We start from the raw sequence: 13,143 nt of genomic DNA on the forward strand, positions 1-13,143 counted from the left end.
GGAAAAGCGTATGTCCGATCGGCCGCGCGCGCTTACCCCGCGGGCACCGCCATGGCTTGCGCGCTCGTCACCGGCTTCGGCACCACCGCCATCGTCCAGTCGCGCGCCGGGACCAGATATTTCGCGGCGGTCGCCTGCAGATCGGCGGGGGTGATGGCGGCGAAATCCTTCGCGATCGACCGGGTCGCGTCGATCCGCCGCGGATCGAAGGTCGCGCCCGCCATCAGCTGCAGCCAGAACGGGTTGCCGGTGGAGGCGCGCATCAGCACCTGGCGCATCGGTCCCATGATCCGCACCAGTTCGTCCTGCCCGATCGGATTGGCGACAAGGTCCGCCGCGATCGCGCGCGCGGTGGTGAAGAACAACGGCACGTTGGCCGGCGCGACCTGCCCGATCGCCAGCATGCGGCCGCCGCCGGGCAGCCCGATCGGCCAGCTCGACGAGACGTTGGGGCTGTAGCTCGCGCCGTCCGCCTGGCGCAGTTTCTCGAACAACCGGTCGGAGAACACCTGCGCCAGGACGTCGAGCCGTCGGCTGTCGCGGATGTCTTCGATCCCGGCCCCCGTCGGCCACGCGATCACCGCGACCGCCTGGTTCGCCGCGCCGTCATGCCGACGCATCACCGGCGTGTCGACATGCGCGGGGAAGCGGACCGGCGGCACCGGCGTGGCGTCCACCGTCCGCGGCGGCAGCGCGCCGAAGGTCGCGGCGACCGCGGCGACCGCGGCGTCCGCCTTGAAATCGCCGAACACCGAGACCTCGATCGGCCCGCCGGCGACGAGCGGCTGCCACAGCGCGCGGAAGGCCGCCGGGGTCAGCGTGTCGATCGCGGCGCGCGGCGGCGTGCCCCAGCGCGGGTCGCCGTCGTGGAGCAGCCGTTCGAGGTCGCGCGAGAGCACGCCGTCAGGCGAGGCCGAATAGCCGTCATAGCTGGTCAGCGCGACCGCGCGCGCGCGCGCGACCGGGGCAGGGTCCCAGCCGGGCCGGGCGAGCGCGGACGCCATCAGCTTCAACTGGTCGGGCATGTCCTGCGCGGACGTCAGCCCGGCAAGCGAGAAGGCATCGTCGCCGATGTCGAAATCGATGCCGATCCGCCGTCCCGCGGTCATCTGGTCGAGATCGCCCTGGTTGAGCTTCCCGATCCCGCCCTGCATCAGCGCCAGATCGCCCGCCCAGGCCGCGCTTTCGTGGCCGGCGGGCAAGGCGTCGTAGCCGCGGCCGAAACGGATTCGGACATAGACACGCCCCGTCTCGCCGCTGTTGGGGAACAGCAGCAGGTGCACGCCGTTGGCGAACGCGATCTGTTCCATGTCCAGCCCGTCGACGGGGGTGCGCGACACGATCGTCCCGGGCTTGCCGAGCGAGGGCAGCCGGGCGAAGCTGACCGACCCCTGCGCGCGTTTCTTCTGCGCCAGCCCGCCGACATCCGCCTTCAGCGCCACCGCCAGCTTGCCGACGCTGTTGTCCTCCGCGACGCGGGTGTTGACGACCGCGCGCGTCGCGTCGCCGGTGAAGATGCGTTTCGTCGACGCGAGCACCGCGGCGGGGGTGAACATGCCCTTCGCGCGCGCATCGGTCAGGATCTTGTACGATACCGCGGGCGACGCGACGGTTTCGCGGATGTCGATCGCCTCGCTCATATTGTCCGCCTGGCGTCCGCCCGCTTCGACCTTCGCGGTTTCCACCTCGGTGCGCATGCCGGTATCGAGATCGGCATATTCGCGGTCGATCTCGGCTTGCGTGGCGGGGTTGGTCTTCGCGTCCTCGATGACGCCGCGCACGTCCTTCAGCGCGGATTCCCAGTCGTTGCCGACGGGTATGATATTGACCGAGGTGATGTTGGCGGAACGCGACACGTCGTCGAGCGAGACCGCCGCCTGGAGGAAACTGCCCCCGGCGCGTGCGCGCGTTTCCAGCCGGCGGCTGATGAGCCGGGTCGCAAGCGTATCGACCAGCCGCTTCTGGTTGAAGATCGCGGTGTCGGAATTATAATGCCAGGGGCGCACGACGCCGACCGCGACGATGGGGGGCAGCGACGGTTCGGCGACCGCCCCGGCGGCGGGCCTGGCGGGGTCGGGCTTGCCGAAATCGGGCTCCGCCGGGTTGTCGCCGACGCCCTTCCACTGCGAGAAATGCCGGACGATGCCGGCGGCGAAGACGTCCGGGTCCATGTCCCCCGAAATGATGACGACGGTTCGGCTGGGACGATACCAGCGGTCGTGGAACGCGCGCACCGCGTCCGCCGTCGCGGCGTCGAGCGTCTTGACCGTGCCGATCGGCGCGCGGTCGGCGATCGGTTGCCCGGCGAAGAAGGTCGCGCGGATCGCGTCGCCCATCCGCACCTGCGGCCCCGGCTGCTCGCGCTGTTCGGCCAGCACCACGGGCCGTTCGGCGTCCAGCGCGGCGGGGGTGATCGCGGGCTGCGCCATCATGCCGGACAGGATCTTCAGGCTTTCGTCCAGCCCCGCCGGCGTCGCGGACGGGAGGTCGAGCTTGTAGGTCGTCGACGTATAGGTCGTCTGCGCATTGGTGTCGGTGCCGAACGACGCGCCGAACCGCTGCCATACCCGCTTCGCCTCGCCGTCGGGGACATATTCGGAGCCGCGGAACGACAGATGCTCGATGAAATGCGCGAAGCCGCGCTGGCCGTCGGTCTCCATCAGCGATCCGGCATCGACATGGACCCGGATCGCGACCTGACCCGGCGGCACGCCGTTCTTGCGAACCGCGTAGCGAAGGCCGTTGGGCAGAGTGCCGAAATGCCATTCGGGGTCGGGCGGGATGTCGCTGTCGGCGAACAACCAGGCGCGGGTGTCGACCTTTGAAAGATCGACGGGTGCGACGGTGGCGGGGACGGTGACTTGAGAAGGGGCAACTTGTCGTGGCGACCGGCCCGTTGCGGTGCCGGTGAGGCTTGCGGCCAATAAAAGGGGCGCAACGAACGCGCGGGGGATGTGCACCATGTGACCTGCCAAGCTCCTCACCCCCTTGCGCTCGCCCTTAGGTCCCGCCAACTTCGCGCGCAACGGCCATGATTTCGACCCAGAGTGCGGGTAGTCGGCCGGTCGGAAACGGTCGCGCCGGTGACGGGGGTATGCGCGGGCACCGTTCACGAGAAGGGCCGGACGGTACGAGGACGATGGGAATGACGGTCAAGATTGAAACGAAGCGCACGTCCGGCTCCGGAGCGGCAATGTGGCGGAATTCGGGCGAGGACGGTGTTGGCGGCGACGGCGCGCGATCGCTCCGGGTACCCGATCTGAACGTCATCTCCGGCGCGCCGGCGCTGGGCAGCAAGATGCAGGCGGAGCCCAACCGACCCTTCATCATCAAGTTCGGCAAGCATCTGCGCGGCGTGTTCGACACGCTGATCGCATCATCGTCGCTGGTGACGAACGACCCCGTGCTCGACGTGCGCGATTTCGCCTGGACCGCGATCCTTCGCGACCATTGGGAGACGATCCGCGACGAGGCGGTCGCGGTGGCGTTGCAGGGCGAGGCGGCCCCCAGTCTCGCGACGATCTCCCCCGATCACCGCGCGATCGCGGAAGTGAATAAATGGCGATCGTTCTTCCTGTGGGGATATGGTTTCCCGATCGACGAGAACCTGGCCCGCTGCCCCGAAACCGCGAAGATCGTCGCGCAGATCCCGGGTCTCAACAGCGCGTTCTTCTCGATCCTCGCGCCCGGTACGCACATCCCCGAACACCGCGGCGTGACCAAGGGGCTGATCACCTGTCACCTCGGGCTGATCGTGCCGCGCGACGGCGACGTCCGGATGCGCGTCGACGACCGGATCGTCCGTTGGGCGGAAGGCGAGACCTTGGTTTTCGACGACACGTATCAGCACGAAGTGTGGAACGACACCGACGGCACCCGGGTCGTCCTGCTCGTCCAGTTCGGGCGCCCCTTGCGCAATCCGGGCAAATGGATCGCGGATTTCTTCCTGGGCTTCGTCCGCCGGTCGGCATTCGTCCAGGAAGCGCGCGACAACATCAGCAGCTGGAACGCCGCGGTGAAGCAATTGGACGTCTGAGCTCGGCGTCCGGAATTAGCGAAGCTAATTTCGGATAAATCGCCGAGCCCGGCCAGCGGTGCCACCGGCACCGTCTGAAGACGCGGCTTCGCCGCGGCGCGGCCAGCCTCATCAGTCGTCATGCCGGGCTTGTCCCGGCATCCAGGTCACGCTGCTTGGCTCTGGATCCCGGCACGACGCCGGGATGACGAAAGGCGCGGTCAGCGCCTTGCGTCATCGCGTCGTCCGCGCCACATGCCCGCCATGCTGATCGAGACCGAACCGACGCCCAACCCGGCGACGCTGAAATTCCTGCCGGGCCGCACCGTCATGGAAGCCGGCACGCGCGATTTCGCGACGCCCGAGGAAGCCGAGGCGAGCCCGCTCGCGGAAGCGATCTTCGGTCTGGGCGATGTTACGGGCGTGTTCTTCGGGCGCGATTTCGTTTCCGTCACGGCCGCGCCGGGCGTCGGCTGGCCGGCGCTCAAGCCCGATATCCTCGCGATCCTGCTCGATCATTTCTCCGCCGCCATGCCGCTGTTCCGCAGCGCCCGTGCCGGTTTCGCGGTGCCCTCCGCGGACGACGCGATCCCGACCGATCACCCGGAGGATGCGGAAATCATCACCCAGATCCGCGACCTGATCGATACCCGCGTTCGGCCCGCCGTCGCGAACGACGGCGGCGATATCGTCTACCGCGGCTTCGACAAGGGCAAGGTGTTCCTTCAGTTGCAGGGCGCGTGTGCGGGCTGTCCCTCGTCGAGCGCCACGCTGAAGAACGGCATCGAGCAGCTGCTGCGCTATTATGTTCCCGAAGTCACTGAAGTGAGGGCCGTCTGATGCGCGCACCTATCGACTCCGCCGCGATCGACGCGCTGTTCCGCGAAGGGCGTAGCTATAACGGCTTTACCGACGAACCCGTATCCCAGGCGGACCTGCACGCGATCTGGGACCTGATGAAGATGGGTCCGACATCGGCGAACCAGTTGCCCGCACGGATGATATGGTGCGTCAGCGACGAGGCGAAGGCGAAGCTCGCCGAATGCTGCAGCGCGCAGAACGCGCCCAAGATCCTGAAGGCCCCCGTCAGCGTCGTGATCGGCATGGACAACGACTTCCACGAATATCTGCCCGAACTGTTTCCGCATGTCGACGCGAAGGCGTGGTTCGACGGCAATGCCGAGCTGCGACAGGTGTCGGCGTTCCGCAATTCCAGCCTGCAGGGCGCATATCTGATCCTCGCCGCGCGCGCGTTCGGGCTCGATACCGGGCCGATGTCGGGGTTCGACGGCGGCAAGGTCGATGCGGCGTTCTTCCATGAGACGCCCGCGGTGCATGTGAACTTCATCGCGACGCTCGGCCATGGCGATCCGGCGACGATCTACGACCGGCTGCCGCGCCCTGCGTTCGAAAAATTCAACCGCATCGCCTGAGCGTTAGGCACTGCGCACGCTCGTCATCGAGACCGCGACCGCGGCGTGTTCAATCGCGCTGATCGAGGGTCCCGACGTGATCGCGCGGGCGCACGACGTCGTCGGCCGCGGGCATGCCGAGCGGCTGGTGTCGATGATCGCCGACCTGCCCGAGGGCGGTCGCGCGGACGGGGTCCTCGTCGATTGCGGGCCGGGCAGCTTCACCGGCATCCGCGTCGGGCTAGCCGCCGCGCTTGGGCTGTCGCTCGGCTGGCACGCGGACCTTGCGGGCTTCTCCTCGCTGGCGATCGTCGCCGCGGCGGGGATCGCGCAGCGGGGGGCGGCGCTTGCGGTCGTGCTCGAAGGGGGGCATGGCGAGGTCTTCATGCAGGCCTATTCGTCCATGCTCGTGCCGCTCGCGCCGCTGGTATCGCTGAAGCCGGCGGATGCGGTCGCGGCGATCGGCGGGTTGCCGGCGATCGGCAACGGCGTGCGGCATCTGATCGCGGTCGATCCGTCGATCGATGCGGTCGATACGCTGCCCGATGCGGCCGACGCGGTGCTGCTGCCGGCGCGGTTGCGCGATCTGCCGCCCAGGCCGATCTATGGCCGCGCGCCGGACGCGAAACCTGCAAGTCCGCGTTGATGGCGACTCGCAACATATTGCTGCGCGGCGGGGATGCGCGCGACATCGCCGCGATCGAGACGCTGATGGCGCAGGCGTTCGATCCACGCTTCGGCGAAGCGTGGAACAGGAGCCAGACGCTCGGCGTGATGGCGATGCCCGGGGTGCGGCTGACGCTCGCTTATGTGGACGACATACCCGTCGGCTTCGCGATGACCCGCACCGTGATGGACGAGGCGGAATTGCTGTTGCTGGCGGTCGTGCCGGCGACGCGGCGGACGGGGATCGCGACCGCCCTGCTCCGTTCGGTCGAGGCGGATCGCCGCGATGCCGGGGTGCGCCAGCTCCACCTCGAGGTCCGCGCCGGGAACGAGGCGGCGAAGCTTTACGCCATCGCCGGTTTCGCCAAGGTCGGGGAACGCCGCAACTACTATCGCGGTGCCGATATGCAGGCGCATGATGCCCACACCTATCTGAAGATGCTCGCCTGATTCTTATTGCGAGTCGGTCGTGCTTCTCGCAACAGCCGGGACGCGCTACATGTGGCCGGGAACGGGAACGGACGGACATGGCGCGCAAGATCGACCTGGAGGCGCTCTGCAACAAAAAGGGGCTGCGCATCACCGAACAGCGCCGCGTGATCGCGCGCGTGCTCTCGGAAGCCGAGGATCATCCCGATGTCGAGAAGGTTTACGAGCGCGCGTCGTCGATCGACCCCGGCATCTCGATCGCGACGGTATACCGCACCGTCCGCCTGTTCGAGGAAGCGGGGATCCTCGACCGCCATGATTTCGGCGACGGCCGCGCGCGCTACGAACCCGCGCCCGAGGCGCATCACGATCATCTGATCGACGTCGAGACCGGCAAGGTCATCGAATTCGTCGATCCGGAACTGGAACAGCTGCAAAAGGCGATCGCGGAAAAGCTCGGCTTCCGCCTGGTCGATCACCGGATGGAATTATACGGCGTCAGCCTCGACCGCAGGGCCTGATCGCGCGGTGGCGACACTACGTCTGTGGCGGCGTGCGGGGCTGCTGCTGCTCGCGCTCGGGCTGGCGTTGGTCCTTCACGGGGCATGGCGGCTGGTGCGTCGTCCTTCGCCCTGGCCGCGGTGGTTGCTCGGGACCTGCGCCCGGATCGTCGGTGCGCGCGCGCGGATCGTCGGGACGCCGCTGGCGCGCGATGCCGTCATCGTTTCGAACCATTTGAGCTGGATCGACATCCTGTTGCTGGCGGGCGCGACCGGCACCGCGTTCGTGGCCAAGGCGGAGCTGCGCGGCGCGCCGCTGGTCGGCTGGCTGTCCACGCTGAACCACACCTTGTTCGTGGCGCGCGACGACCGGCTGAACGTCGCGGCGCAGATCGACGCGATGCGCGCCGCGATCGCGCAGCCATGGCCGATCGCGATCTTTCCCGAAGGAACGACGGGGAACGGCCGGACGCTTTTGCCGTTCAAGGCGACGTTGCTCGCGGCGCTCGATCCGCCGCCGCCGGGGGTGCGGGTCCAGCCGGTGCGGATCGATTACGGCGATGCGACCGGCGATCTGGCCTGGGTCGGCGACGAACCGGGCGCGGCGCATGCGAAGCGGGTGTTGCAGCGACAAGGGTCCTTCACCGCGACGTTGCGGTTCTGCGCGCCGTTCGATCCGGCGGCGGTGGGCGGGCGCAAGGCGATCGCCGGCGAAGCGCGCGCGCGGATGGAGGCCGCTTAATCCTCCCCTTGCAGGGGCGGAGTTGCTAAAGGCTCCCGATGAACGCGCCTCCCAAGACCTTCCACGTCAAATCCTTCGGTTGCCAGATGAACGTCTATGACGGCGACCGGATGGCCGAACTGATGGCCGCGGACGGGTTGGCCCCGGCGGATGCGGACGTCGCCGATCTGGTCATCCTCAACACCTGCCACATCCGCGAGCGCGCGACCGAGAAGGTGTATTCCGACATCGGCCGGATCCGCAAGGTCGCGGGAAAGCAGGGCCGCGTGCCGATGATCGCGGTTGCCGGCTGCGTCGCGCAGGCCGAAGGTCAGGAGATCGTCGCGCGCGCCAGGGTCGACGTCGTCGTCGGACCGCAGGCCTATCACAATCTGCCCGAACTGGTGGCGAAGGCGGCGGGCGGCACCGCGGCGCTCGACACGGACATGCCGGCGCTGTCGAAATTCGCCCGGCTGCCGGCACGACGCCGCGTGCCGCCCTCCGCGTTCCTCACCGTCCAGGAGGGATGCGACAAATTCTGCACCTATTGCGTCGTGCCCTATACCCGGGGCAGCGAGATCAGCCGGCCGTTCGCCGCGATCGTCGACGAGGCCAGGGCCCTGGTCGATGCCGGCGCGCGCGAGATCACATTGCTGGGGCAGAACGTCAACGCGTGGGCGCAGGGGGATCTCGGCCTGCACGATCTGATCCGCGCGCTGGACCGCGTGCCGGGGCTGGCGCGTATCCGTTACACCACCAGCCATCCCAACGACATGACGCAAGGACTGATCGACGCGCATGGCGATGTCGCCTCGCTGATGCCGTTCCTGCATTTGCCGATCCAGTCGGGCAGCGACCGGATCCTCAAGGCCATGAACCGGTCGCACGGGCGCGACTCCTATCTGCGCGTGCTGGACCGGGTTCGCGCGGTGCGGCCCGATATCGCGCTGTCGGGCGACTTCATCGTCGGCTTCCCCGGCGAGACCGAAGCCGATTTCGCCGACACGCTGAGCCTGGTCGATGCGATCGGCTATGCGCAGGCGTTCAGCTTCAAATACAGCCAGCGGCCCGGCACCCCCGCCGCGACCATGACCGATCAATTGCCCGCGCACGTGATGGACGAACGGCTGCAGCGGCTACAGGCGGCGCTGAACCGCGACCAGCAGGCGTTCAACCGGGCCACGCTCGGCCGGACCTGCACCATCCTGGTCGAGCGTCGGGGGAAACTGCCCGGGCAGATGCTCGGCAAATCGCCCTGGCTGCAATCGGTGCATGTCATCGGCGATCATGCGATCGGCGATCTGATAGCGGTGGATTTGATCCGTGCCGATCCCAACTCGATGGCGGGTAGCGTTCCGATACCCGTCGCTGCATGCGCTCCGCCCGGGCCGCTCGACGTTGCCGGGCATTCGAACGAAGCCCGAGCATCGATCGGACCTTTTGCCGATTAGCACTGTCCTACAGCCCGGCTCGCTGCCACAATCGACGGCGATGCAGCAGCGCTCGACCGACCTTGCTCTTCGGGAACCGCTCCGTCGGCGGTCGCCATTCCCCTGGTTGGGCGATGAAACGCGCGAACGTCCGTAAACTTTGTAACCTTAGCGTCTTCGAAAGGACCGCATGAGCCGTAAGCCAGTGCCGGCACAAGCCGGCGATCGTTCCCGCCTCGAGCTTCTGTTCGACAAGCCGCAACTGCTCAGCACGTTGTTCGGTCAATATGACCGCAACCTGGTGGCGCTGGAAAACCGGCTCGGCGTCTATATCACGGCACGGGGCAATCGGGTCGGTCTGGAGGGCACGGCGGAACAGGTCGCGGTCGCGCGCGACGTGCTGAACGACCTGTACGCGCGGATCGGGCGCGGCGACGAGGTCGATACCGGGCTGGTCGACGCGTCGATCGCGATGGCGGCGGAGCCGGTGCTGCACGGTATCATCAGGGCGGATGCCGGGCCCGGCGCGCCGCCGATCATGATCCGCACGCGCAAGAAGACGATCGTCCCCCGTACGCCCGCGCAGGCGCATTACATGCGCGAACTGACGGCCAACGACATGATCTTCGCGCTCGGGCCGGCGGGCACCGGCAAGACCTATGTCGCGGTGGCGCAGGCGGTGGCGCAGCTCATCAACGGCAGCGTGCAGCGGCTGATCCTGTCGCGCCCCGCGGTCGAGGCGGGCGAGCGGCTGGGCTTCCTGCCCGGCGACATGAAGGAGAAGGTCGATCCGTATCTGCGGCCGCTGTACGACGCGCTGTACGACTGCCTGCCCGCCGAACAGGTCGAACGGCGGATCGCGAGCGGGGAAATCGAGGTCGCGCCGATCGCCTTCATGCGCGGACGCACGCTGGCCGACGCGTTCGTGATCCTGGACGAGGCGCAGAACACGACGCAGGCGCAGATGAAGATGTTCCTGACGCGGTTCGGCCAGAACAGCCGGATGGTGATCTGCGGCGATCCCAAACAGGTCGACATCCCCGGCGGCATCGCGGCTTCTGGTCTAGGCGATGCCGTCACCCGCCTGGAAGGGGTGGAGAGCATTTCGATCTGCCGCTTCACCGTGGGCGACGTCGTGCGCCATCCGATTGTCGGGCGGATCGTCGAGGCGTATGAGGGGACGGACGGTTAAAGCGGAGCTGGCCGATGAACGCACATACTCCTCCCCCGACCCGGGCACAGCAGCAAGCACTCGCTGCGCCTTTTGTGATCGATGACGTGACCTTGGTCGGCACCATCGCCCGGATCGCCGACGAACGGGGTACGTCAATGATCGAGATCGTCGATCTGGCCATTCAGGATTATCTTCAACGGCTCGAGCTCTCCGAAAAAGCCCCTGCGTCGATGCTCAAATTCTGGGAGGAACACCCGATGCCGCTTCCGACCGGCCTGAAAGCTGACAAGGCCTTCTTCGATGCGTTGTCCGGCGATTTGTGAGTTTGTTCTTGGACGCCTCCGCAATCGTCGCGATATTGGCGCGGGAACCTGAATCGGTACGGTTTGCACAGCGGGTTGAATGGGAAACCGACCGGATGTCGTCGGCAATCGCGATATGGGAGGCGAGCCGGGGGCTGGCCGGTGCTCGGGGGCTGGAATTCGAGGAAGCCCGGTCTATCGTCGCTGAGTATGTCGAAGAATTCGCGATCAGGATCGTCGCTATCGGAGCCGAAGAAAACACGTTGGCACTGGATGCCCATGCGCGATACGGCAAAGGTCGACATCCTGCGAAGCTGAACCTGGGCGACTGCTTCGCTTACGCCTGCACCAAGTGCAGCGGTGCTGAAATACTCTTCAAAGGCGATGACTTCACGCAGACCGATCTGATCGATGCAGTGCTGGGATGATCCAGATCGAACTTTCGCGCGATGGCACCTGGCCCGAAGGCGATTGGGATATGCTCGCCAAGGCCGCGGTGCGTGCCACGATCGCCAATACGCCGCATGGTGCGTTGCTGACCGATCCCGCCACGATCGAGATATCGATCCGCCTGACCGACGACGACCAGGTCCGTACGCTCAACGCACGATACCGGCACAAGGACAAGGCGACCAACGTGCTGTCCTTCCCGATGATCCAGCCCGATCTGCTGGAGACGGTGACGCAGAACTCCGACGACGGTGAAGTGCTGCTCGGCGATATCGTCCTCGCCTACGGGGTATGCGCGGCGGAGGCGGCGGAAAAGGGGGTTTCGGTCGACCATCACGCCACGCATTTGGTGGTGCACGGCACCCTGCATCTGCTAGGCTATGACCATCTGGGGGACGGGGAGGCCGACGCCATGGAGGAGATCGAGCGCGCAGCGCTCGCCTCGCTCGGCATTGCGGATCCCTATCTGGTACGTGAGGATTGATCCGCCGCAATGGCAGAGGACCGAAGTAGCGCCGGTGGCGGCGACCCGAACGAGAACGGAATCTGGCGCGGACTGAAGGCGCTGATCTTCGGCGGCGGCGCGGAAGAGTCGCTTCGCGACCAGCTCGAGGACGTGATCGACCGGCACGAGGACGATCCTGCCCCCGACGCGGCCGGCGATCTTTCGCCGCTCGAACGCCAGATGGTGCGCAATCTGCTGCATTTCGGCGAGCGCGACGCGGGCGATGTCGGTGTCCCGCGCGCCGATATCGTCGCGGTCGAGGAAGGGACTTCGTTCGACGATCTGGTCCGCATCTTCGCCGAAGCGGGGCACAGCCGCCTGCCCGTCTACCGCGACAAGCTCGATACCATCATCGGCATGGTCCATGTGAAGGACGTATTCGCGATTCTCGCGACGGGGGCGCCGCACCCGCCGATCGCGGCGCTGATCCGTGAACCGCTTTATGTCCCGATGTCGCGCGGTGCGCTCGATCTGCTTGCCGACATGCGGCAGAAGCGGGTTCATCTGGCGATCGTGCTCGACGAATTCTCCGGCACCGAAGGGCTGGTCACGATCGAGGATCTGATCGAGGAGATCACCGGCGATATCGAGGACGAGCATGACGACGCGCCCGAGGCGCTGCTCGTGCCGATCGAAGGTGGCGGATGGGAAGCCGATGCGCGGGTCGAATTGAAGGATGTCGCGGAAACCGTCGATCGGCGGCTGGCGGAGGCGGATGGCGATGTCGACACGCTGGGCGGGCTCGCCGCGCTGCTTGCGGGGCGGGTGCCGGCGGTCGGGGAATGCATCGATCACCCCAGCGGCTGGAAGCTGGAGGTGACCGAGGCGGACGAACGGCGGATCAACCGGCTGCGGCTGCATCCGCCGACCGGCGCAGTCGACGAGGACTGAGGCCGATCTGCCTGCGTCACCCCGGCCTTGTCCCGGGGTCCAGGGCCACAGGCGGATCGCGCGCAGCCCTGGATGCCGGGACGAGCCCGCATGACGGCGGAGGGAAAATTACGCCGCGCGCATCTTCACGATCTTGCCGGGTTCACGCGGCGGTTCGCCCTTGGGCAGCGCGTCGATCAGATCCATGCCGTCGGTGACGTGCCCCCAGACGGTGTACTGGCCGTCGAGGAAACGCGCATCGTCGAATACGACGAAGAACTGGCTGTTCGCGGTGTCGGGCTGATTGGTGCGTGCCATCGAACAGACACCGCGGACGTGCGGCTCCTTGGAGAATTCCGCCTTCAGGTTCGGCTTGTCGGAGCCATGCATTCCGGTCCCCGTCGGATCGCCGCCCTGCGCCATGAAGCCCGGGATGACGCGGTGGAACACGACGCCGTCATAGAAGCCGTCATTGGCCAGTTCGACGATCCGCTCGATATGCGTAGGGGCCAGATCGGGGCGCAGCTTGATCGTCACGTCCCCGCTGTCCAGCGTCATCGTCAGCGTTTCCGGGGTGTCGGCCATCGTTCGTCTCCATGAATGATCGCGCGCAGATAGGGAGCCGGGGCGCGGCTGGCAAATGATGCCGTGCCGCGATAGGGCCGAACC

At 67.0% G+C, this 13,143-nt stretch carries 15 protein-coding genes; 13 read left to right on the forward strand and 2 right to left on the reverse strand.

Going from position 1 to position 13,143, the window contains the following annotated elements; translation table 11 throughout:
• Positions 1-32 precede the first annotated feature (32 nt).
• Positions 33-2,963: a M16 family metallopeptidase gene (locus HUU99_RS12670; RefSeq protein ID WP_174286972.1), complete on the reverse strand. Its 2,931-nt coding sequence runs from the start codon at positions 2,961-2,963 to the stop codon at positions 33-35.
• 182 nt (positions 2,964-3,145) lie between these two features.
• On the opposite strand from HUU99_RS12670, the gene HUU99_RS12675 reads away from it, so the two are divergent.
• The 13 genes from HUU99_RS12675 (at position 3,146) to HUU99_RS12735 (ending at position 12,495) form a co-directional block, all read left to right on the forward strand.
• On the forward strand, positions 3,146-4,036 hold the full coding sequence (locus tag HUU99_RS12675) for an aspartyl/asparaginyl beta-hydroxylase domain-containing protein (protein WP_254603177.1): 891 nt from the start codon (positions 3,146-3,148) through the stop codon (positions 4,034-4,036).
• A gap of 243 nt (positions 4,037-4,279) precedes the next feature.
• On the forward strand, positions 4,280-4,855 hold the full coding sequence (locus tag HUU99_RS12680) for a NifU family protein (RefSeq protein WP_174286944.1): 576 nt from the start codon (positions 4,280-4,282) through the stop codon (positions 4,853-4,855).
• A complete protein-coding gene (locus HUU99_RS12685) occupies positions 4,855-5,448 on the forward strand; it encodes a malonic semialdehyde reductase (protein WP_174286945.1) in 594 nt (197 codons plus the stop codon). The genes HUU99_RS12680 and HUU99_RS12685 overlap by 1 nt, the downstream gene beginning before the upstream one ends.
• 10 nt (positions 5,449-5,458) lie before the next feature.
• The gene (gene tsaB / locus HUU99_RS12690) at positions 5,459-6,073 is read left to right on the forward strand and encodes a tRNA (adenosine(37)-N6)-threonylcarbamoyltransferase complex dimerization subunit type 1 TsaB (protein ID WP_174286974.1); all 615 of its coding nucleotides are present in this window, start codon (positions 5,459-5,461) and stop codon (positions 6,071-6,073) included.
• Positions 6,073-6,543, forward strand: coding sequence for a GNAT family N-acetyltransferase (locus tag HUU99_RS12695; protein WP_174286946.1), 471 nt, complete (start codon positions 6,073-6,075; stop codon positions 6,541-6,543). The genes tsaB and HUU99_RS12695 overlap by 1 nt, the downstream gene beginning before the upstream one ends.
• A gap of 77 nt (positions 6,544-6,620) precedes the next feature.
• The gene (locus HUU99_RS12700; protein WP_174286947.1) at positions 6,621-7,043 is read left to right on the forward strand and encodes a Fur family transcriptional regulator; all 423 of its coding nucleotides are present in this window, start codon (positions 6,621-6,623) and stop codon (positions 7,041-7,043) included.
• Positions 7,044-7,050: 7 nt separating this feature from the next.
• On the forward strand, positions 7,051-7,764 hold the full coding sequence (locus tag HUU99_RS12705; protein ID WP_174286948.1) for a lysophospholipid acyltransferase family protein: 714 nt from the start codon (positions 7,051-7,053) through the stop codon (positions 7,762-7,764).
• Between the two features lie 38 nt (positions 7,765-7,802).
• Complete coding sequence (gene miaB / locus HUU99_RS12710) at positions 7,803-9,194, forward strand: tRNA (N6-isopentenyl adenosine(37)-C2)-methylthiotransferase MiaB (protein WP_174286949.1); 1,392 nt, start codon at positions 7,803-7,805, stop codon at positions 9,192-9,194.
• Positions 9,195-9,363: 169 nt separating this feature from the next.
• Complete coding sequence (locus tag HUU99_RS12715) at positions 9,364-10,365, forward strand: PhoH family protein (RefSeq protein WP_174286950.1); 1,002 nt, start codon at positions 9,364-9,366, stop codon at positions 10,363-10,365.
• Between the two features lie 14 nt (positions 10,366-10,379).
• Positions 10,380-10,670, forward strand: a complete 291-nt coding sequence (locus HUU99_RS12720; protein ID WP_174286951.1) for a hypothetical protein — start codon at positions 10,380-10,382, stop codon at positions 10,668-10,670.
• Between the two features lie 8 nt (positions 10,671-10,678).
• On the forward strand, positions 10,679-11,077 hold the full coding sequence (locus HUU99_RS12725; protein ID WP_254603179.1) for a type II toxin-antitoxin system VapC family toxin: 399 nt from the start codon (positions 10,679-10,681) through the stop codon (positions 11,075-11,077).
• Positions 11,074-11,583 (forward strand): rRNA maturation RNase YbeY, encoded by a 510-nt coding sequence (gene ybeY / locus HUU99_RS12730; RefSeq protein ID WP_174286953.1) that lies wholly within the window; start codon positions 11,074-11,076, stop codon positions 11,581-11,583. The genes HUU99_RS12725 and ybeY overlap by 4 nt, the downstream gene beginning before the upstream one ends.
• Positions 11,584-11,592: 9 nt before the next feature.
• On the forward strand, positions 11,593-12,495 hold the full coding sequence (locus HUU99_RS12735) for a hemolysin family protein (protein WP_174286954.1): 903 nt from the start codon (positions 11,593-11,595) through the stop codon (positions 12,493-12,495).
• A gap of 108 nt (positions 12,496-12,603) precedes the next feature.
• Here HUU99_RS12735 and HUU99_RS12740 read toward each other — a convergent pair whose 3' ends face one another.
• Positions 12,604-13,059 carry a peptidylprolyl isomerase gene (locus tag HUU99_RS12740; protein WP_174286955.1) on the reverse strand — a complete coding sequence of 152 codons (456 nt, stop codon included), beginning with the start codon at positions 13,057-13,059 and terminating at the stop codon, positions 12,604-12,606.
• Positions 13,060-13,143 lie beyond the last annotated feature (84 nt).

The organism is Sphingomonas bacterium (assembly GCF_903642285.1).
GTDB lineage: Bacteria > Pseudomonadota > Alphaproteobacteria > Sphingomonadales > Sphingomonadaceae > Sphingomonas.